Genomic DNA, 18,783 nt, shown 5'->3' on the forward strand with positions numbered 1-18,783 from the left:
CATGGATTTTTTAGAAGCAAACGGACGGCGGATTGCGTATCGGAAAACCGAAGGCACAGGGCCGGGCGTGGTGTTCTTGGGCGGATTCAAATCCGACATGGAGGGCACAAAGGCGGTGTTTCTGGAGGATTGGGCCAAGCGCGAGGGCCGCGCGTTTTTGCGGTTTGATTATTCGGGGCATGGCAGTTCGTCCGAGGATTTCACCGATGGGTGTATTGGCGAATGGGCCCAAGATGCGATTGCGGTTTTGGATGAGCTAACGGAGGGGCCGCAGGTTTTGGTTGGCAGTTCCATGGGCGGCTGGATGTCGTTGTTGTGCGCACGGGCGCGGCCTGATCGCGTGGCAGGTTTGGTGGGCATTGCGGCTGCGCCTGATTTTACCGAAGACAGCATGTGGATGGGGTTTTCGGATTCGCAAAAAGATGAAATGGCGCGGACAGGGCGGGTGGAATTGCCGTCTGAGTATGATGATGGTCCGTATGTGATTACTCAAAAGTTGATCGAGGATGGGCGGGAGCAATTGGTGCTGCGCTCCCCACTTGATCTGCCGTTTCCAGTGCGGTTGCTGCACGGAACCGCAGATGTGGATGTGGTGATGGACGTGCCTTTGCGGATTGTGGAGCATGTGACCTGCGATGATCTGCGGCTGACCTTTGTGAAGGGGGCGGATCATCGGTTTAGCGATGATGCGTGTTTGCAGATGATCGCGGACGCGGTGAAAGAGGTCAGCGTATGAGGGTTTCAGAGGCAGTGGCGCAACGGCGGTCTTGTCGTGCCTTTTTAGAAGGTGGTGTTGACGTGGACGCCGTGCGAGATGTTTTGGTCAAGGCAAGCCGTGCCGCGTCTGGTGGCAATGTGCAGCCGTGGCGGGTGTATTTGCTGCATGGGGATCGGATGGTAGAGTTTAAGGCGGGGATGGCGAAAAAAACCTCTGTCGATGCGCCTGAATATCCTGTTTACCCGCAACCATTAAAGGAACCGTATCGCAGCCAGCGGTTTGCGGTGGGGGAAACGATGTATCAGCGTCTTGGCATCCCGCGCGAGGACAAGATGGCGCGGTTGGCTTGGTTTGCGAACAACTATCAGTTTTTTGGAGCTCCTGTGGCGGCGTTTGTTGCGGTGGACCGCGATATGGGGGCCGCGCAATGGACGGACCTTGGCGGGTATATGGCGACGGTGACGTTGTTGTTGGAAGAGGCTGGCTTGGCGTCTTGTTCACAGGAATGTTGGTCGGTGCAGCACAGGTATGTGTCTGAGTTTGTTGGGATGCCTGAAGAGGAAATGCTGTTTGCGGGCATTGCCATTGGGCGTGCTGACCCAGATCACGCGGTGAATGGATTTATGACGGATCGCGCCGCGCCAGACGTGTGGTTGCGCGACGTTTAAGCCGTTCGGCGTTTCACGGCTGTTTGCCAAACTGCTGCAATGAAAACTGCCAAAAGGGCGGTGCAGATCAAGCCGAGCAACAAGACGATTAGCGCTGGCATTGCGCCGTTCATGTTGTCAAAGGCGGAAATACCAAGCGCGGTGATCCACGCAGGTGTGTCTTGGGTCGCGACATAAAGACCGATTGTTGCGATCAACAGGGCGAGCGATGCGGTGCTGGCGCCCCACACAACCACACGGTGACTGAGCGCAGTGTGGCGGCCCGTGGCGGCGCGGCGATAGCTGGTGAACAGGTTGCCGATGTCTTTTTGGATAACCAGCAAAGACGGCACAACCAGCAGCACAAGGAACAGCCCAACACCGAGGCCATAGCAGAGTGTGATGACCGTTGGCTTGAGGAATTCTGCTTGGCGAGAGCCTTCGTAGAGGAGGGGGGTTAGGCCAAGAACCGTGGTGAGCGTTGTCAACAGCACAGGGCGGAAGCGATCAGTTGCGGCGTCCACGATGGCGGGGAACAGGCCGCGCGATTTAGAGTATTCATCCACTGTTGTGACCAGAACGATGCTGTCGTTGATGATGATCCCCGACATGCCGATCAGACCCACAACCGAGAACATGGACAAGGGCACACCCCATGCGTGGTGGCCATAGATGGTGCCAATCAGACCGAAGGGGATCACTGCCATAACCACGAGCGGACGCGTCCAACTGGCAAAGATCCACGTGAGGGTGAGATAGATGCCAAGCATACAGAGCGAGAAGCCGAGGAAGGCGTCTGATAGGAATTCCTGTTCTTGTTCAGCAAGGCCCGACATGCGCCATTCAACGCCAAAATCGGATGCGATTTGGGGCATGATGACGGTGCGCAGTTGGTCATTGATAAAGGCGGCGCGGTCGGCGTTGTCTTCGGAAATATCGCCTGTGACGGAAATCAAGCCGATGCCGTTTTCACGCCGCACGGTGGAAAAGCCGAGTTCGGTTTCTACGGTGACCACATCGGACAAAGGAACGTAGGTTCCCATCGGTGTGCGCAGGCGGGTTTTGTTCAAGAAATCCGCAGTCAGTTCGGATTCGGGCAGGCGCACAGTAATTTCTGCGGTGCGCACCCCAACAGGGAATGACGCGGCTTCGATGCCGTTTAGTCGTGAGCGGAGTTCGCGCCCGATGGCATCAATGGTGAAGCCCAAGGATTGGCCTTGGGGGGTGAGTTCCAGAACCAATTCTTCTTTGTCATAGGCGAGGTTGTCTTCGACAGCGGAGACTTCGGGGAATTGTGCGACGGCGGCTTTTAAGGCTTCGGCAGAGGATTTAAGAACGGATGCAGTGGCTCCATAAATTTGGATATCCATGCTGTCGCCACCTGGGCCAGAGCGCCAGCCGCGAAAGCTGACGGTTTCCAAAAGGGGGTGCTTGCGCACGTTGTCTTGGATCGCGGCGACCAGTTCGAAAGAGGTATAAGGGCGGCTGTCCGCGTCGATTAATTCAACCGCGATGGAGCCCAGTTGATCCACATCTTTAGTGTCGGAGCCTGAGAGAGATCGGTCTGTGTTTCCGCCCACTTCGGCGAGAACATAGGTCACGGGGTTTATGCCATGTTCTTTTTCATATTCGGCGGCAGTGTCGCGCACGGCGCGTTGTAACTCGCGCACCATTTCAAGGGTGTCATCACGGGTTGCACCCGACAGCATGGCGATATTGCCCGAAATGGACGCGCGTTCTGGGGCGTTAAAGAACCGCCAGCGCACATCGCCCGAAATAAACAGGGCGGCTTGGCTGGCGAGCAGAACAGTGACACCTGCAAGAACAGGATATCGCAGAACCAACACGCCGTTGATAAAGCGGCGGAAGACCACGCGTTTGAACCAGTTAAATCCTTTGTTAAAGGTTTCAGAAGGCCAATCGTACCAGCGTTTGTTTTTAAACGCATGGAGCGCGTGGGACATGTGGTTTGGCAGGATGATGAAGCATTCCACGAGGGAAGCGATCAGCACGGCAATTACGGTGAACGGAATGTCGATAATCAGCGACCCAAAGCGCCCGCCGATGGTGACCAAGCCGAAAAAGGCGATGACAGTGGTGACCGTGGCGGAAAACACGGGCGGGGCCATGCGGATGGCGGCGTTTTCTGCGGCTTGGATCGGGTCCTCGCCCATTTGGCGCGCACGAAAATCGGCGTGTTCGCCCACAACGATGGCGTCATCCACCACGATGCCAAGGGTAATGATGAGGCCAAAGAGGGACACCATGTTGATGGTCAGACCTGCCGCATACATGATAGCAACGGCGGCGAACATGGCCGCGGGAATACCCGCTGCGACCCAAAAGGCCGTGCGGGCGTTTAAGAAGATAAACAGCAGCAGCACCACAAGGCCGAGGCCAACAAGGCCATTGTCCACAAGGATGTTCAAGCGGTCTGTGATGGATTGGGCGCGGGTGCGAATGAGTTCAATGGTGACCCCTTCGGGCAGGGTCAGTTGCATTTCATCGGCGACGGCTTGCACGCTGTTTTGCATGCGGATGGCATCGCCCTGATCTGCGCGATCCACGCGGATCGACACGGCGGGGTTGTTGCCAACATAATAGCTGCGTTCACGATCTACGCCTTCGACGGTGACGTCTGCCACATCCCCAACGCGCAGTTTCGATCCATCGGGGTTAGAGCGTACAACGATTTGCTGCACCTGATCGGCGGAGCGTTTTTCGATGCCAGTGCGTACCCGTGCAGACCCACCTGCCACATCTCCTGCGGGATCGGTTTCTGCTTCTTCGGCGATTGCATCTGCGATTTCACGCAAGGACACATCGTTGCGGATTAAGGAAATTTCGGGCGCGTTGACCACAATTTCTGGGGCGGAAACGCCGCGAATGGTGGTGCGAGTAACCCCTGCGCGGAAAAGGCGGGCCGAAAATTCATCGGCAAATCGGCCCAATTGTTCTGGAGATACAGGGCCAGAAATGACCACATCCGTCACGCGATCACGCCATGCGCCTCGGCGGATGTTGGGATCATCTGCACCGTCAGGCAGGCCCGTTACCGCATCTACGGCCACTTTTACGTCATCGGCGGCGCGGGCCATGTCCCAGTCTGGTTCAAATTCAAGATAGATGCGCGCGCGGCCTTGGGTGGCTGTGCTTTGCGAGCTTTCTATGCCTTCGACAGCCAAAAGGGCGGGTTCAAGAACGGCAACGATGCCATTGTCTACATCTTCGGGGCCAGCGCCTTCCCAGCCGACGGTGACGGTGACGCTGTCGATGATGACATCGGGAAAAAACTGGGATCGGATTTGCGTCATGGAGCCAAGCCCGATGACCAGCATCATCACCAAAAGCAAATTCGCCGCGGTGCGGTGGCGTGTGAAATAGCTCAGCAGTCCGCCAGCGGAGCGAGAGAGTTGCCGCGACATGGATTATGATCCCATGCGTTTAGAAATACGATCATACATCTGTTTCGGGATGCGGTTTTCTTTCAAACGTTCCAGAACAGTTGTTTTGATTTCAGCGGGCATTCGATCATTTGCCTGAACAAAGGCGATCATGGCTTTGCGCTGGTCTTCGGTGATTTCCACGGTTTCATCCGCTGTGCCGTTGGCCACAGCTGCCATGCGGGATTCGACCCGTTCGACCACGTTTGCGGGCACTTCGTCTTTTTCGAATTGTTTTAACAATCGGTCGCGCACTGCTTCGGGCAGGCGTTTGTTGTTGCGCAGGGCCGTTAGGATTTTGTCGCGGCGTGCATCATCCAGTTTGATCATTTTCTGTGCTTCGATTTTAGCACTGCCTTGGGCGCGCGGGGAAACGCGGATGCCTTCGCCCAATTGGGGCGCGCGGGCCAGAACCAATTGGCGGCCCACGATATCATCGGCGCGTACGATCAGGCTGTTGCCAGAGGAGCGCAGGATTTCAACGCTGGCTTCTTCGAGGCGGTCCCCTTCGCCCACGATCAGCACGCCCCCATCTGTGGATGCGGCGGCGGCGGGGATTTTAGCAACGTTTTGCAAAGCGGGTTCCAGCACGGACACGCTGATGAAATCGCCAGGCTGAATGTTCAGGGATGATGCGTTTTTGACTTTGGCAAACAATTCACGACCTGTTTTGCCTTCGCCAACGGCAGCAGAAACGCGATCAATTTGGCCCGTGAACACGGTGTTTTCGTCAAGGGACATTTGAATTTCGGCGGCTTCCAAATCGGCGCTGGCAAGAGCGCGGAATTCTTCGCTTGATACACGAAAGGCGATTTCCAAAGCGGTGGGGTCGATCAGGTTGCCAAGGCGTTCATTGGCGCTGACAAGACGCCCCAAAACGGCAGTCACGCCCGAAAGAACCCCGTCAAATTCGGCCTTAACTGTGGTGTCAGCCAAAAGGCGGGATGCTTCATCAAGGCTGATTTTGCGCCGCGCTACAAGCGTTTCAGCACGCGCGATTGTGGCTTGTGCGTTGGCCAGGGACAGACGTTTTGCCAACAAGGATTGTTCGGCACTTGAGGTGGCGAGTTCTGCGGTTTCCATGGCCGTGTCCGTTCCAACGCCGCGCGAACGCAATTGGTTTTGCCGTTCCATTGCCTTTTTGCGCAGAGCCAGTTGATTTTCGGCAGCAGTGATTTCATCCTGTGCCAAGGTTAGATTTCGGCGGGCATCCGCAAGGTCAGCTTCGGCTTCTGCCAGTTCGTTCTGAGAGATAAGTACACGGGATTGCGCATTGGCGGGGTCGGTTTGAAACAGGATTTCGCCTTGTTTCACGATGCCCCCTTCGCGGAAATTATCCGAGATTTGAACCAGTTCGCCTGTGGCGGCCGCGCGCAGTTCAAGTGTGCGCCCAGAGATGACTTCGCCAAAGGTTTGGATTTCGGGGGTTTGTGGGCCGAGCGTGACCTCCATCACCTCAACCGTGAATACGCGTTCGCGGGCTTGTCGGTTGCCAAAGCTGTTTTCAGATTTCGCTTGATAGGCCGAAAAAATGCTGTTCCCCGCCAGCGCCAAAAGCGCAAACGTTAAGGACATGAGCATCAAGCCCATCAAACTGCGAGTAACAAAACGCATTGGCGACCTTTAATTCGGTGACACGTATCAGCAGTGATACGCGCTAAAGTTAGCATTCCGTCGCGAAAAACCAAAGAGTTTCACGGAAAATTGCGAATATTATCAAGAAAGTGGTGCAGGATCGTGCCTGCAGCAGGAAGAAGGGGAAGTGTGCGGATTTGATCTGGTGTCAAAAATGCAAAGCCTGCTCCTTCGCCAAGGCGGATTTCTGCGGGGTCTGTTATGCGTTTTGCCGTGTAGGCGTAAAGCTGCGTTCCACGGTAAGATTGGGCGCGGGCAACGGGGACAAGCGTTGCAGGATCAAGGGTAAGAGAGGTTTCTTCGACAAATTCGCGCAAGGCGGCGGTTTTGATATCTTCGTCCCCTTCCACATGACCGCCGAAAAAGGACCAAAGGCCAGGGCCGATTGTGCGTTCATTTATGTCACGCAGTTGCAGCAGGATGCGGTCGTTTTGGTCGCGCAAGATAACGCCTGCGGCCCGTACAGAGCTGGGGTTCCAATCGGTGAGGGTTGGAAAAGTTTCGGTCATTTGCGGCGTTGGTGTTCATCAAGGCGGGGCATGATTTCTACAAAATTGCAGGGCATGTGGCGGTAATCGAGCTGATATCGCAGAATTTGATCCCAACCGTCTTTGCAGGCCCCGGGGGAGCCTGGCAGGGCGAAAAGGTACGTGCCATCGGCAACGCCAGCGCAAGCGCGGGACTGGATGGCAGAGGTGCCGATTTTATCCGCAGAGATCATGGTGAAATAGGTTGAAAACGCGTCGATTTCTTTTTCATACACATCGCGGTGGGCTTCGACGGTGATGTCGCGTCCTGTTAGACCTGTGCCGCCTGTGGAGATCACTGCGTCCACATTCGGATCAGCACACCATGCGCGCAGTTGGGCGGCGATTTGATCCCGTTCATCTGGCAGGATTTTGCGATCCGCAAGGATGTGATTGTCGCCCGTTATGCGATCCACAAGTGTTTGTCCTGACTTATCGTCAGAGAGCTGACGTGTGTCCGAAACCGTAAGAACGGCGATGCGGATGGGAATGAATTGTCGGTCGGTCATTTATACCTCGAACCAGTTGGCGTTGGGGCCAAGGTTTTGCACATGTGTGTCTTCGATCTTGCCCGTTTGGCCCCATGCTTCGTGGATGTGGCCACACAACAAAAGTTTCGGTTTGAGCCGTTCTGTGGCTGCACGTACCGCGGTGGAACCGACGCTGATGCCGCCAGAGGTGGTATCGGCGATGCCTTTTGGGGGCGAGTGACTAATGAGGACGTCTACTTGGTGGCAGTTTTCAAGCATTTCTGTGGCCTCTGACTCAGACAGATCGCAGGACCAATCGCCAAAGGGGGTCACGGGGACGCCGTAGCCGATGCCGAAGAATGTGAGGCTGCCAATGGCGTGGGATTGGCCGTGCAAAATGGTGATGTTTTTGGGCGCGGCTGCGGTCAGTTCATCAATGGTTTCGTGATTGCCGGGAACAGCCAACACGGGGCAGGGGATGTCGGCCAAAGGCGCAACGGAGGCGGCGAGGTCTTTGTGATAGTTACAAAAATCGCCTGCGATGATCACAAGGTCCGCTTCGGCGCTGGCTTTGACCAACTGTGTCGTGGCTGCCATGTCGCTGTGTAGATCGGAGAATGCGAGTATTTTCATGTCTTTAATCGTGTCTTGAGCGAAAGCAGGTCCGCCCAGCAATCGCGTTTCTTCAGGGGATCGCGCAGCACGCCTGCAGGGTGGAACATGGGCAGGACGGGTTTGCCAAAAGCTTCGGTCCAGTGGCCGCGAATGCGCGTGATACCCGTTTTGCCAAGGATCGCTTTGCAGGCAATGTTGCCCATGGGCACAAGGATGTCAGGGTTCGCAATGGCGATGTGGCGTTCCAAGAACGGCATCATCATTGTGATTTCTTCGTCACTGGGATCGCGGTTTTGCGGCGGGCGCCAAGGCATGACGTTGGTGATATAAAGTGCAGAATCGCCTGTGCCATTTCGATCCATGTCGATGGCGGCGAACATTTTGTCGAGCAGTTGGCCCGCACGTCCCACAAAGGGTTTGCCGATCTGATCTTCGTCGCGTCCCGGCGCTTCGCCGATCACCATGATACGCGCGGCTGGGTTGCCATCTGAAAACACCAGATTGCGCGCGCCTTTTTTCAAGGCGCAGTGTTCGAAAGTGGCAATGGTGTTGCGCAGGGTTTCAAGGTCATCACAGCGGGCCGCAAGGATACGCGCGATATCTTCGCCAGCTTCTTGGACCTGCGGAATGACAGGCATCACATCAATAGGTTTGATGTTGCTGTTGGGTCCCGTCTTTGGAATTGGGCCTTTGGCGGGTTGTACTGCCTGTTCATAGCGGTTCACAGGCGTATCGCCAATCGCCTCGTCCGCGCCGAGTTCGATGTGCCAATCAAGGGCGGTAAGGGCGGAAAAGGAATCCATGGAACTTGGATAGCAGGAAAGAAATCAGAGGCAAAGACAGCGCGCGGGATTTCTGCGGATGATCTGCGGAAATTCTGCACGGGCGAGAGGGTAGGGGTGTGTGATGTTTCCCACTGATTTGTGACGCAGGCTGTGGTAGAATGTTCAGAGTTTTTTAAAGGAGAGATCATGTCATATCGCATTGTAACCAGCACCGTTTGCGCATTTGCGTTGAGTATGGGGGCCGCCAAGGCGGATGAGATTTTAGATAATTTGAAAGAAGCGATTGCCGCCTATGAAGAGGGCGAAATCCAAGAAACGATGGAAATCGTGGAATACACGCGCACGCTGTTAAGTCAGAAACGATCTGGAACCTTGGAGGAAGTGTTGCCTGATGCTTTGGCTGGGTGGACCCGTGAAGACAGCGATGGATCGGACAATGCAGCGGCCATGGCAATGATGGGCGGAGGTACGTTGGTGCAAGCGCGGTATCGCAAAGAAGATGGCACTAAGCTTGATCTGCAAATCATGGCGGAATCCCCGATGATTGCGATGATGGCGGCGCAGTTGGGCAACCCTGCGGTGCTGGCGCAGATGGGTAAAGTGAAACGGATCAAACGCCAAAAGGTGCTTTTGAACAAAGACGGTGGTTTGCAAGCCATGGTCGACAATCGTTTTTTCGTCCAAATGGAAGGCAATGCAACGCATGAAGATATGCTGGCCTATTTCGAAGCGATGGATATCAAAGGCATGAAAGAGTTTTGAGCCGATCCATTTGGGGGCTGATGCAGGGTTGTTTCACGCCTGCACGCCCCCTATAAGCACGCGAAGTCAGCGAAGAGGTTAGGCCATGACGTTCACCGCCAAGCACCTTTTGGGGATAGAAAACCTGTCCCGCGATGACATTGTTTCCATTCTTGATCTGGCTGAACAGTATGTGGCGTTGAACCGCCAACCCCATAAGCGCACGGATGCTTTGGTGGGGATGACGCAGATCAACATGTTCTTTGAGAATTCAACACGCACGCAGGCATCCTTTGAGATTGCGGGCAAGCGGCTTGGGGCGGATGTGATGAACATGGCGATGGGGGCCAGTTCCATCAAAAAGGGGGAGACGCTGATTGATACAGCGTTGACGCTGAACGCGATGAACCCTGATTTGCTGGTGGTGCGTCACCCGAATTCTGGCGCGGTAGAATTGCTGAGCGAGAAGGTAAATTGCGCGGTGTTGAACGGGGGCGATGGGCGGCACGAACACCCCACACAGGCCTTGCTGGATGCGCTGACCATTCGCCGAGCCAAAGGGCGGTTGCACCGTCTGAGCGTGGCGATTTGTGGGGATATTGCGCACAGCCGTGTGGCACGGAGCAATATTTTCTTACTGAACAAAATGGAGAGCCGCATTCGTTTGATTGCGCCCAAGACGTTGTTGCCAAGCGGGATCGACCAGTTTGGCGTCGAAGTTTTTGATGACATGGCCGAAGGGTTAGAAGGTGTGGATGTGGTGATGATGCTGCGTCTGCAACGGGAACGGATGGATGGGGCATTTATCCCGTCGCCACGGGAATATTACCATCGTTGGGGGCTAACGGCTGAAAAGCTGTCTTATGCGAAAGACGATGCGATTGTGATGCACCCTGGCCCGATGAATCGTGGTGTAGAGATCGACGGCGAAATTGCGGATGATCTGAGCCGTTCGGTTATTCAGGAGCAGGTGGAGATGGGTGTTGCAGTGCGTATGGCCGCGATGGAATTGTTGGTGCGCGGGCGGCGAAAGGCGGCGAATGAGCAAGGGGTGATGGTATGATGCGGGCGTTAACGCTGTGTTTTGCTGTTGTGTTTGGCGGCGTTGGGCCTGTTTTTGCGGGATCGTATGACGATCAGTATTGCACGGTTATTTCGGATGCGGATCGTCACAATTCCAAGGGCGCGCGCCTGACAACTGTGGCGCAGGTCATTCAAAATGAGCGGGCGAATTTTCATAATAATCGCCACCGCGACGACGGTGATGAAACCGATTTTACATTCCAGTCCAAATCAGCGCGTGCGCAAATGGCAGGCATGTTTCGTGCCAATTCAGTAGGGCCGTTTTTGTCAGAACAAATTGTGTCTGGTTATGGTAACGTGAGCGTTTGTGTTTGGGCCTCTGGTGTTGATTTCCCTGCGCTAGTGATCGAAGTTTGGAGGCTTGGCCGATGACCGTTTTGCTGACGAATGCCCGATTGATTGATCCTGAAAATGGCGAGCGCTTTGGAAGCGTTCTAATTGAAGACGGGCAGATTGCGCGGGTTTTCAGTGACGTGGATGCGCTGCCTAAGGCGGCTGAGGTGATCGATTGCGCCGGTAAGTGCCTTGCCCCTGGGATCATTGATATTGGCGTTAAGGTTTGCGAGCCTGGCGAGCGGCATAAAGAGAGTTTTCGCACGGCTGGTGACGCCGCAGCGGCGGGGGGTGTCACGACGATGGTTGTGCGGCCCGATACGGAGCCTGCGGTTGATAGCCCTGAAACGTTGCAATTTGCAGCGCGGCGAGCGGCGGATGTCTGCAAGGTGAAGGTGTTGCCGATGGCGGCGCTAACAAAGGACCGTGCAGGCCAAGAAATGGCCGAAATCGGGTTTCTGATGGATGCGGGGGCTGTGGCCTTTACCGATTGTGATTTTGTGAACCGCAACAACAAGATTTTTGGCCGATGCCTGAGCTATGCGCAGATGATGGGCGCCGTGGTGATTGGCCATGCGCAGGAACCTGTGATGTCGGACGGGGCCTGTGCCACTTCGGGTCCGTTTGCGAGTAAACTGGGGTTGCCTGCCGTCAGTGTAATGGCTGAACGCATGCAGCTGGAACGCGATATGGCAATGGTCGAGATGACGGGCGTGACTTATCACCTGGATCAGCTTTCGGCGGCTGTGAGCCTGCCTGTTTTGGAGCGGGCGAAGGCGGCAGGATTGCCTGTAACGGCTGGGGTTTCGATCCACCATTTGACGCTGAATGAGTTGGACATCGACGGATACCGCACCTTTTTCAAAGTGAAACCACCACTGCGCCCTGAAGAAGATCGTGTGGCCATGGCTGATGCGGTGGGCGCGGGGTTGATTGATATTATCAGTTCCATGCACACGCCACAGGACGAGGAAAGCAAACGCCTGCCGTTTGAAGAAGCGGCGAGCGGGGCCGTTGGTTTAGAAACGTTGCTGCCTGCGGCCATGTCATTGGTGCATGCAGGGCATATGGATTTGGCAACTTTGTGGAAGGCGTTGTCGTTGAACCCTGCAAAACTGTTGGGTTTGGATGGCGGGCGTTTGGCCGAGGGCGCGCCTGCGGATTTGGTGGTGTTTGATCCTGATAAGCCGTTTGTGATGGATCGTTTTGCGCTGAAATCGCGCTGCAAAAATACGCCGTTTGATGAACGACGAATGCAAGGGGCGGTTTTGCGCACTTTTGTAAATGGGGATCAGGTTTATGCCAGAGATTGATATCACCGTGATGCAAGGGCTGCTGGTTGCGATCTGCGGCTACGTGCTGGGGTCAATCCCGTTTGGGATGGTATTGGCACGGATCATGGGCCTTGGCAATTTGCGCGATATTGGATCGGGTAATATTGGGGCAACAAATGTTTTGCGCACAGGCAACAAGACGGCGGCATTTCTGACATTGGCGTTTGATGCAGGCAAGGGCGCGGTTGCGGTGTTGATTGCACGCGCGATGTTTGGCGAAGCGGCCGCGCAAATTGCGGGTTTAGCTGCGTTTTTGGGGCATCTGTTCCCTGTGTGGCTGAAATTTCAGGGCGGCAAGGGCGTGGCAACATTTCTTGGGCTGGTGCTAGCGTTGTCGTTCCCTGTGGGGTTCGCGGCCTGTATGACGTGGCTGGCCGCGGCTGTTATCGGGCGCATGTCATCGGCGGCGGCGCTGGTTAGTGCGCTGTGTACACCAATTTGGTGTTTTTTGTTTGGCTATCCCGTTGGCTTCGTTCTAACGGCGGTGCTTGCCCTGCTGATCTGGTGGAGTCATCGCAGCAACATTGGCCGAATTATTGCTGGTTCAGAGCCGAAAATCGGTAAAAAGGCTTGATCACAGAAGCGTGATCGCTCAGAATCGTCAAAAATCGTTAGGGGATTTCGAGCATGGATTTTGTAACAGCAGTTAAAACTTGTTTTGCCAAATATGTAGATTGGCACGGGCGGGCCTTGCGATCCGAATTTTGGTGGTGGACGCTGTTTACCTTTATTGCGAGCATTTTGCTGTCGATCCTTGATGCAGTGATCTTTGGCTATTCTTTTGAAAGTGGCGGGATTCTGGACACGCTGTTTTCGCTGGCCACGTTGTTGCCAACCATCTTTGTAACCACGCGTCGTTTGCATGATGTTGGTCGGTCTGGCTGGTGGCAGTTGATTGTGTTCACCATTATTGGGATTTTCGTTCTGTTGTATTGGTTGATCATCGAAGGCGATCAAGGCGATAACGATTATGGTCCACATCCATTGGGTGCAGGCAGTGAAGATTTGGGGGAAGTGTTTCGGTAAGACGCCGAACGCTTTGTTTAAAGGCGTGGGGCAATTGTGCGCCACGCAGGTGTAAGTTCAAAAAAAGGACGAAAAAAATGAATTTCACAACAGCAGTAAAGACGTGTTTCAGAAAATACGTGGACTGGAATGGCCGTGCTTTGCGGTCCGAATATTGGTATTTCTACCTGTTCGTTATCCTCGGTGTGATTGTCACATCTATTCTGGATGCGGCAACGGGCCTGTTTATCTTTACAGGTTTGTTCTATCTCGCGATCCTGTTGCCAATGTTGTTTGTGACCGTGCGTCGCTTGCATGACGTTGGTCGCAGCGGGTGGTGGATGCTGATTTCCATAATCCCATTGGCTGGTTTGATTTTGCTGTATTGGATGATCATCGAAGGCGACAAGGGCGACAACGCGTATGGTCCTCACCCACTGGGTGGTGTCGGCGATGTAAGCGATACATTCAGCTAAGCCTGAGTTACGAAGGGCAACCGCGCAGTTCAATGGCGCGGTTGCCACCGAGCAAAGTCAGAGTGATTTTGCTGCGATCCAAGACCATAGGCGTATCCCCGTAAGCGTATAAATTTGCGCTGGCTGTTAGGGTGGTTCCGCTGGAAAATGTGCGGTCTTGTTCAACCCATACATCTGGATGTGGAAATTCAACCACGGTGAACGTGTCTGCAGGCAAGGCGCTGCGGGTATTGATGTTGGCTGTGACGCGAAATCCGTCTTTGATGGGGGTGATATCACATTGAACAGAGCGCACCCCTGCGGATTTTGCGGACTTTGGCTTTTGGGCCAAGGCATTGCGGATGGCGGCTTGGCTGGCTTTGTCTGTTCCAGCAACATTGAGCGAAAACTTGGCTTTGACTGGGATGCAGATGTCATCGCAGACGCCAAAGATGACCTCGCCTTGCACGGCGATTGGCTCCCCTTTTTTAAGAGGGGTGATGCCGATGGGTAAAACCAGTTCGTCTTTGTACCCGATTGTTTGCCCGCTTTTGTCATTGAACACGCGGGGTTCTGGCCAGTGAAAGCTGACGGCGGCCACGTTGGAAGACCCCGCCCAGTTAAACGTGGGTGGAATGCCGTTGCCACCGGGGGACCGCCAATAGGTTTTCCAGCCTTCTTTTAACTGAATATGCGCGGCGATCATGTGACCATTGGATGTAGGATAGCCTGGCAAAATATCCAAACGGGCCACGTTGTGAATGTTGTACTGCTGCGCAGACGCCGACAGAGGCGTGCCCATCGCAAGGCAAAAGAGCAAAATTTTACGGATCATAAGAGCGCTGCATTCATGGTTCTGGTTCCACCGCAGAGTATGAGGCACAGAGCCAAAGTAAAAGTCACATTTCAGAGATATCGCCGTGACAGTTCTGTGCGCAAGGGTTGAAACTGTTCGGAATCAGCCGCATGTTAACACTTAGGAATTAGACGTTTGACGACCGACCGCGAGGGTTTTGGTCGTGACAACGAGAATGGACACCATGAGCGTTTTTGATCAAGAGGCAACACATCTGGATGGCAAGCTGTTGATTGCAATGCCGTCGATGGGCGACCCGCGTTTCGATCGTTCCGTCATTTATGTTTGCGCCCATTCGGATGATGGGGCCATGGGGTTGATTGTGAACAAACCCGCCAATGACCTGAATTTTGGCGATCTTTTGGAGCAGCTGGATATCAAAGCAGAGCGCCCGATTGAGGCGATAGATGTGCATTATGGCGGGCCTGTGGAACACGGGCGTGGGTTTGTGCTGCATTCTCGTGATTATGAAACGCAGGACGCCACAATGAATGTGGATGATCAGTTTGGTATGACCGCCACCTTGGATATCTTGGAAGATATTTCTCAAGGGCATGGTCCTGAGAGCTGTTTGCTGGCACTTGGGTATGCGGGCTGGGGGCCGGGTCAGTTGGAAGGAGAGATCCGTGACAATGGCTGGCTGACCTGTGATGCCAATTCAGCCTTGGTGTTTTCGGATGACCACGATGGAAAATGGACCGCTGCCATGCGCGCGGTGGGCATTGATCCACGAATGCTGTCGGCTGAGGGTGGGCGGGCTTAACGGTGTGAGCAAACACGTGTTATTGCGCGCAATTTTTTAGAAAATCTGCACTGAATAAAAATGTACTGGCGTCGCCGAGTCAGTATCGGCTCGTGTATCCTTTGCGTATTCCTTAACAGAACCTTAACCATGACGCGTCTTATAAGACGCGTCTAACAGCACGCGTCATGGACAACGCGTCAGGGTTAACCATCGCTTAACGGGGGAGGGTGGTTGTGCGTTTCGGCGGTTGGGCTTTTGCAGTGTTTCCCCAGATTTGGAAAAACAAGCAATCCAAAAGCAAAACCCCCGAGCAAGCTCGAGGGTTTCAAAGACCTATGGGATTTTCGCAGATGCGAAGTTCCCGTTCGGATCTCAGGACGTCTAGAAAATCCTAGAGCATACCTTCACGCTGAAGTTTCTTACGAGCGAGCTTGCGCGCGCGGCGTACTGCTTCGGCCTTTTCACGGGCTTTTTTAACGGAAGGTTTTTCGTAATGTTGCCGAAGCTTCATTTCGCGAAATACGCCTTCACGTTGCAGTTTTTTCTTCAGGGCGCGAAGCGCCTGATCGACATTGTTGTCACGAACCGATACCTGCATGTGGGGTCACCACCTTTCTAAGTTTGATTTGCATGAGGCGGATCAGGACTCTGACACGCCTCGTGTGCAGGAAGTGGCCGTATAGCAAGGACATGCTATATTGTCCAGCAAGGAGAATCGTATGACCGACACGCCAAAGACCGAAGAAACACACCTGTCCGAGACCCGCGCCAAGCTGTTGGACGCGGCGCAATTGCATGTGGTGTTTGACGGTTGGTCCGATGCCACGTTTCAGGCTGCGGTTGCAGATTCAGGCGTGGATGCGGGGCTGGCGGCACAGGCGTGCCCTCGGGGTGGGCTCGATCTCGCTGTGGCGTATCATAAGGCGGGTGACCGCGCGATGGTGGCGGCGATGCAGGGGGCTGATCTGAATTCCATGCGATATTCAGAGCGGGTGGCCTTTGGCGTGCGCGCACGGTTGGAAGCGGTGGACCGTGAGGCGGTACGGCGCGGTGTGAGCCTGTTTGCGCTCCCGCAAAATGCAAGCGAGGGCGCGGGGCTGGTTCTGGGCACAGTTGGCCTGATCTGGGACACACTGGGGGACACGTCCACAGATGTGAATTGGTACACAAAACGCGCGACTTTGGCGGGTGTTTATTCCAGCGTGCTGTTGTTCTGGCTTGGGGATGAGAGCGAGGGTTTCGCGGACACTTGGGCATTTCTGGATCGGCGCATCGATAACGTGATGCAGATCGAGGTGGCCAAGGCCAAGATGCGGGAAAATCCGTTGGTGAGGGCGTTTATGTCGGGGCCTGGCCGTGTTTTGGACCACATCAAAGCGCCAAGCGGGCAGGTGCAAACGGATTTACCAGGGTATGTTGCACCCAAAGAGTAGCTGTGAAATGGTCCTTTGACGTGGAGGACATCATATGGCGCTGAGCGACACACAACTGACCTTTTTCAAGGGGGAATGGACCGAAGGGAACACGGCCATTTTGGGTGCTGCCGACCATTCTATGTGGCATGGAAATATGGTGTTTGACGGTGCGCGGTTTTTTGAAGGGGTGATGCCCGATCTGGCCCATCACTGCGAACGGGTGGTTGCCTCGGCGCGAACCATGGGGATGAAAGCACCTGTTACAGCCGAAGAAATTGAGGCGCTGGTGCGCGAAGGGGTCAAGCGGCTTCGGTCCGAAGAGGCGTTTTATTTGCGCCCGATGATGTGGTCGACGGATTGTTTGCCTGGCATTATGGAAGCAGACCCAGACTCAACGAAGTTCGCCATCTGTCTGGAAAAGATTGCGATGCCCGATACAGGGGATATGCCGATCACGGTTTCACCGTTTCGCCGCCCTGATCCGCGCACGGCGCTGACCAGTGCAAAGGCGGCGTGTTTGTATCCCAACAATGCGCGGATCATGACAGAGGCAAAGTCGCGCGGGTTTAAAAACGCGCTGTCGTTGGATTTGGAGGATCATGTGGCGGAATCGGCCTCTTCCAATGTGTTTCTGGTTAAAGATGGCGTGGTGCGTACACCTGTTCACAATGGTACGTTTTTAAACGGCGTGACACGGCGACGGGTCATGGGTTTGCTGCGCGCCGATGGGTATACGGTGGATGAGGTCTCCCTAACCGTGGACGATTTCCGCGATGCGGACGAAATTTTCTTCACTGGCAATGCGGCGAAGGTTTTGCCCGTGACGGCGCTGGATGAGCGGAACTTGAATTACGGCCCGATGACCCGACGCGTACGAGAATTGTATTGGGATTTTGCCCACACAAAATATGAGAGAATAGAGCTATGACCAAGATGAACGTTGTTGAAATTTCAAAACCCGGTGGACCCGAGGTGTTGGTGCCTGCCACGCGGGATATTCCAGAGGTGGGACATGGCGACATTCTGATCAAAGTGATTGCAGCAGGGGTTAATCGGCCAGATGCGTTGCAGCGGGCAGGGGCCTATGACCCGCCGAAAGGAGCGTCTGATTTGCCAGGATTAGAATGTTCGGGAACCGTTGCGGCGGTGGGTGCGGGTGTAACGCGCTGGGCCGTAGGAGATGAGGTCTGCGCCCTGCTGCCCGGTGGGGGGTACGCGGAATATGTGACCACGCCTGCGGATCACGCGCTGCCTGTGCCCAAGGGTTTGGACATGGTGCAAGCGGCGGCCCTGTGTGAAACCTATTACACTGTGTATTCAAACGTATTCATGCGCGGTGGATTGAAAGCGGGTGAAGTTTTCTTGGTACATGGCGGATCATCTGGGATCGGCACTACTGCGATTCAATTGGCTGCCAAAGCGGGTGCGCGGGTGTTTGCAACGGCCGGATCGGCTGAAAAATGTGCGAAATGTGTGGAATTGGGCGCAGAACGGGCAATCAATTACCGCGAAGAAGATTTCGTGGAGGTGATGAAGGCCGAGACCGACGGTAAGGGCATTGATGTGATCCTTGATATGGTCGGTGGCGACTATATTCCGCGCAATGTGAAGGCGATGGCCCTTGGCGGGCGTTTGGTGCAAATCGCGTTCCTTGGTGGGCCGAAAGCAGAGTTGAATTTTGCCCAAGTCATGGTGAAACGCCTGACGATTACAGGGTCCACGCTGCGCCCGCAAAGCGATGAGGCCAAGGCGGCCATTGCACGGGAATTGGAAGAAAACATCTGGCCGATGTTGGCGGACGGTACGATTGCGCCTGTGATGGACAGCACATTCCCGCTGGCCGAGGCCGCAGCGGCCCACACGAAGATGGAAACGTCAAAGCATATCGGCAAGATTGTTTTGGTGGTTTGAGGTCGCGTCGTTTCTGAACAAGACAGGACGTTCTGTTGCCAAGATCATAGCTTTAACTGCTGTGA

The 18,783-nt window shown here is 54.8% G+C and carries 21 protein-coding genes; 13 read left to right on the forward strand and 8 right to left on the reverse strand.

Annotated features, from left to right (window positions below; translation table 11 throughout):
* The first annotated feature begins 1 nt into the window (after window position 1).
* Together QBD29_RS04745 and QBD29_RS04750 are read left to right on the forward strand one after the other, a co-directional pair.
* Window positions 2-736 (forward strand): alpha/beta hydrolase, encoded by a 735-nt coding sequence (locus QBD29_RS04745; RefSeq protein ID WP_280100169.1) that lies wholly within the window; start codon window positions 2-4, stop codon window positions 734-736.
* Window positions 733-1,386, forward strand: a complete 654-nt coding sequence (locus QBD29_RS04750; protein ID WP_280100170.1) for a nitroreductase — start codon at window positions 733-735, stop codon at window positions 1,384-1,386. Before QBD29_RS04745 ends, QBD29_RS04750 begins: the two co-directional genes overlap by 4 nt.
* Here the strand turns inward: QBD29_RS04750 and QBD29_RS04755 are convergent.
* The 6 genes from QBD29_RS04755 to QBD29_RS04780 form a co-directional block, all read right to left on the reverse strand.
* A complete protein-coding gene (locus QBD29_RS04755; RefSeq protein ID WP_280100171.1) occupies window positions 1,383-4,790 on the reverse strand; it encodes an efflux RND transporter permease subunit in 3,408 nt (1,135 codons plus the stop codon). The two genes, QBD29_RS04750 and QBD29_RS04755, sit on opposite strands and share 4 nt — an antisense overlap.
* Window positions 4,791-4,793: 3 nt before the next feature.
* Window positions 4,794-6,422, reverse strand: a complete 1,629-nt coding sequence (locus QBD29_RS04760) for an HlyD family efflux transporter periplasmic adaptor subunit (protein ID WP_280100172.1) — start codon at window positions 6,420-6,422, stop codon at window positions 4,794-4,796.
* An 80-nt stretch (window positions 6,423-6,502) separates the two neighbouring features.
* The gene (locus QBD29_RS04765) at window positions 6,503-6,952 is read right to left on the reverse strand and encodes an NUDIX hydrolase (protein WP_280100173.1); all 450 of its coding nucleotides are present in this window, start codon (window positions 6,950-6,952) and stop codon (window positions 6,503-6,505) included.
* Window positions 6,949-7,479: a molybdenum cofactor biosynthesis protein B gene (gene moaB / locus QBD29_RS04770; protein ID WP_280100174.1), complete on the reverse strand. Its 531-nt coding sequence runs from the start codon at window positions 7,477-7,479 to the stop codon at window positions 6,949-6,951. Before moaB ends, QBD29_RS04765 begins: the two co-directional genes overlap by 4 nt.
* Window positions 7,480-8,073, reverse strand: a complete 594-nt coding sequence (locus QBD29_RS04775; RefSeq protein ID WP_280100175.1) for a metallophosphoesterase — start codon at window positions 8,071-8,073, stop codon at window positions 7,480-7,482. It lies immediately after the preceding gene.
* Entirely contained in the window at window positions 8,070-8,858 is a 789-nt protein-coding gene (locus QBD29_RS04780; RefSeq protein WP_280100176.1) for a uracil-DNA glycosylase, read from the reverse strand. Before QBD29_RS04780 ends, QBD29_RS04775 begins: the two co-directional genes overlap by 4 nt.
* Before the next feature lie 168 nt (window positions 8,859-9,026).
* On the opposite strand from QBD29_RS04780, the gene QBD29_RS04785 reads away from it, so the two are divergent.
* The 7 genes from QBD29_RS04785 (at window position 9,027) to QBD29_RS04815 (ending at window position 13,812) form a co-directional block, all read left to right on the forward strand.
* Window positions 9,027-9,602, forward strand: a complete 576-nt coding sequence (locus QBD29_RS04785; protein ID WP_280100177.1) for a hypothetical protein — start codon at window positions 9,027-9,029, stop codon at window positions 9,600-9,602.
* 85 nt (window positions 9,603-9,687) lie between these two features.
* A complete protein-coding gene (locus QBD29_RS04790) occupies window positions 9,688-10,644 on the forward strand; it encodes an aspartate carbamoyltransferase catalytic subunit (protein ID WP_280100178.1) in 957 nt (318 codons plus the stop codon).
* The gene (locus tag QBD29_RS04795; RefSeq protein ID WP_280100179.1) at window positions 10,641-11,036 is read left to right on the forward strand and encodes a hypothetical protein; all 396 of its coding nucleotides are present in this window, start codon (window positions 10,641-10,643) and stop codon (window positions 11,034-11,036) included. The genes QBD29_RS04790 and QBD29_RS04795 overlap by 4 nt, the downstream gene beginning before the upstream one ends.
* On the forward strand, window positions 11,033-12,310 hold the full coding sequence (gene pyrC / locus QBD29_RS04800) for a dihydroorotase (protein ID WP_280100180.1): 1,278 nt from the start codon (window positions 11,033-11,035) through the stop codon (window positions 12,308-12,310). The genes QBD29_RS04795 and pyrC overlap by 4 nt, the downstream gene beginning before the upstream one ends.
* Entirely contained in the window at window positions 12,297-12,905 is a 609-nt protein-coding gene (plsY, locus tag QBD29_RS04805; protein WP_280100181.1) for a glycerol-3-phosphate 1-O-acyltransferase PlsY, read from the forward strand. Before pyrC ends, plsY begins: the two co-directional genes overlap by 14 nt.
* A 53-nt stretch (window positions 12,906-12,958) precedes the next feature.
* Window positions 12,959-13,357 carry a DUF805 domain-containing protein gene (locus QBD29_RS04810; protein WP_280100182.1) on the forward strand — a complete coding sequence of 133 codons (399 nt, stop codon included), beginning with the start codon at window positions 12,959-12,961 and terminating at the stop codon, window positions 13,355-13,357.
* A 77-nt stretch (window positions 13,358-13,434) separates the two neighbouring features.
* Window positions 13,435-13,812: a DUF805 domain-containing protein gene (locus QBD29_RS04815; protein WP_280100183.1), complete on the forward strand. Its 378-nt coding sequence runs from the start codon at window positions 13,435-13,437 to the stop codon at window positions 13,810-13,812.
* Window positions 13,813-13,819: 7 nt separating this feature from the next.
* Here the strand turns inward: QBD29_RS04815 and QBD29_RS04820 are convergent, their stop codons facing one another.
* On the reverse strand, window positions 13,820-14,626 hold the full coding sequence (locus tag QBD29_RS04820) for a protein-disulfide reductase DsbD domain-containing protein (RefSeq protein WP_280100184.1): 807 nt from the start codon (window positions 14,624-14,626) through the stop codon (window positions 13,820-13,822).
* A 205-nt stretch (window positions 14,627-14,831) separates the two neighbouring features.
* Here QBD29_RS04820 and QBD29_RS04825 point away from each other — a divergent pair, with 205 nt between their 5' ends.
* Entirely contained in the window at window positions 14,832-15,410 is a 579-nt protein-coding gene (locus QBD29_RS04825) for a YqgE/AlgH family protein (RefSeq protein WP_280100185.1), read from the forward strand.
* A 373-nt stretch (window positions 15,411-15,783) separates the two neighbouring features.
* Here QBD29_RS04825 and rpsU read toward each other — a convergent pair whose 3' ends face one another.
* Window positions 15,784-15,990, reverse strand: coding sequence for a 30S ribosomal protein S21 (rpsU, locus tag QBD29_RS04830; protein ID WP_069298912.1), 207 nt, complete (start codon window positions 15,988-15,990; stop codon window positions 15,784-15,786).
* 121 nt (window positions 15,991-16,111) lie between these two features.
* Here rpsU and QBD29_RS04835 point away from each other — a divergent pair, with 121 nt between their 5' ends.
* The 3 genes from QBD29_RS04835 to QBD29_RS04845 are packed head-to-tail and all read left to right on the forward strand — an operon-like array spanning window position 16,112 to window position 18,718.
* Window positions 16,112-16,825, forward strand: a complete 714-nt coding sequence (locus QBD29_RS04835) for a COQ9 family protein (RefSeq protein WP_280100186.1) — start codon at window positions 16,112-16,114, stop codon at window positions 16,823-16,825.
* A gap of 34 nt (window positions 16,826-16,859) precedes the next feature.
* Window positions 16,860-17,735 (forward strand): branched-chain amino acid aminotransferase, encoded by an 876-nt coding sequence (locus tag QBD29_RS04840; RefSeq protein ID WP_280100187.1) that lies wholly within the window; start codon window positions 16,860-16,862, stop codon window positions 17,733-17,735.
* Window positions 17,732-18,718 carry an NAD(P)H-quinone oxidoreductase gene (locus QBD29_RS04845; protein ID WP_280100188.1) on the forward strand — a complete coding sequence of 329 codons (987 nt, stop codon included), beginning with the start codon at window positions 17,732-17,734 and terminating at the stop codon, window positions 18,716-18,718. The genes QBD29_RS04840 and QBD29_RS04845 overlap by 4 nt, the downstream gene beginning before the upstream one ends.
* Window positions 18,719-18,783 lie beyond the last annotated feature (65 nt).

This window comes from Amylibacter sp. IMCC11727 (assembly GCF_029854195.1).
Lineage (GTDB): Bacteria > Pseudomonadota > Alphaproteobacteria > Rhodobacterales > Rhodobacteraceae > Amylibacter.

What these genes read in the sequence shown, in the direction of transcription:
- QBD29_RS04785 (WP_280100177.1), top strand. Translation starts at nt 9,027, where the DNA reads ATGTCATATCGCATTGTAACCAGCACCGTTTGCGCATTTGCGTTGAGT.
- QBD29_RS04810 (WP_280100182.1), top strand. Translation starts at nt 12,959, where the DNA reads ATGGATTTTGTAACAGCAGTTAAAACTTGTTTTGCCAAATATGTAGAT.
- plsY (WP_280100181.1), top strand. Translation starts at nt 12,297, where the DNA reads ATGCCAGAGATTGATATCACCGTGATGCAAGGGCTGCTGGTTGCGATC.
- QBD29_RS04780 (WP_280100176.1), bottom strand. Translation starts at nt 8,858, where the DNA reads ATGGATTCCTTTTCCGCCCTTACCGCCCTTGATTGGCACATCGAACTC.
- rpsU (WP_069298912.1), bottom strand. Translation starts at nt 15,990, where the DNA reads ATGCAGGTATCGGTTCGTGACAACAATGTCGATCAGGCGCTTCGCGCC.
- QBD29_RS04835 (WP_280100186.1), top strand. Translation starts at nt 16,112, where the DNA reads ATGACCGACACGCCAAAGACCGAAGAAACACACCTGTCCGAGACCCGC.
- QBD29_RS04845 (WP_280100188.1), top strand. Translation starts at nt 17,732, where the DNA reads ATGACCAAGATGAACGTTGTTGAAATTTCAAAACCCGGTGGACCCGAG.
- pyrC (WP_280100180.1), top strand. Translation starts at nt 11,033, where the DNA reads ATGACCGTTTTGCTGACGAATGCCCGATTGATTGATCCTGAAAATGGC.
- QBD29_RS04815 (WP_280100183.1), top strand. Translation starts at nt 13,435, where the DNA reads ATGAATTTCACAACAGCAGTAAAGACGTGTTTCAGAAAATACGTGGAC.
- moaB (WP_280100174.1), bottom strand. Translation starts at nt 7,479, where the DNA reads ATGACCGACCGACAATTCATTCCCATCCGCATCGCCGTTCTTACGGTT.
- QBD29_RS04750 (WP_280100170.1), top strand. Translation starts at nt 733, where the DNA reads ATGAGGGTTTCAGAGGCAGTGGCGCAACGGCGGTCTTGTCGTGCCTTT.
- QBD29_RS04765 (WP_280100173.1), bottom strand. Translation starts at nt 6,952, where the DNA reads ATGACCGAAACTTTTCCAACCCTCACCGATTGGAACCCCAGCTCTGTA.
- QBD29_RS04760 (WP_280100172.1), bottom strand. Translation starts at nt 6,422, where the DNA reads ATGCGTTTTGTTACTCGCAGTTTGATGGGCTTGATGCTCATGTCCTTA.
- QBD29_RS04840 (WP_280100187.1), top strand. Translation starts at nt 16,860, where the DNA reads ATGGCGCTGAGCGACACACAACTGACCTTTTTCAAGGGGGAATGGACC.
- QBD29_RS04755 (WP_280100171.1), bottom strand. Translation starts at nt 4,790, where the DNA reads ATGTCGCGGCAACTCTCTCGCTCCGCTGGCGGACTGCTGAGCTATTTC.
- QBD29_RS04820 (WP_280100184.1), bottom strand. Translation starts at nt 14,626, where the DNA reads ATGATCCGTAAAATTTTGCTCTTTTGCCTTGCGATGGGCACGCCTCTG.
- QBD29_RS04795 (WP_280100179.1), top strand. Translation starts at nt 10,641, where the DNA reads ATGATGCGGGCGTTAACGCTGTGTTTTGCTGTTGTGTTTGGCGGCGTT.
- QBD29_RS04790 (WP_280100178.1), top strand. Translation starts at nt 9,688, where the DNA reads ATGACGTTCACCGCCAAGCACCTTTTGGGGATAGAAAACCTGTCCCGC.
- QBD29_RS04775 (WP_280100175.1), bottom strand. Translation starts at nt 8,073, where the DNA reads ATGAAAATACTCGCATTCTCCGATCTACACAGCGACATGGCAGCCACG.
- QBD29_RS04745 (WP_280100169.1), top strand. Translation starts at nt 2, where the DNA reads ATGGATTTTTTAGAAGCAAACGGACGGCGGATTGCGTATCGGAAAACC.
- QBD29_RS04825 (WP_280100185.1), top strand. Translation starts at nt 14,832, where the DNA reads ATGAGCGTTTTTGATCAAGAGGCAACACATCTGGATGGCAAGCTGTTG.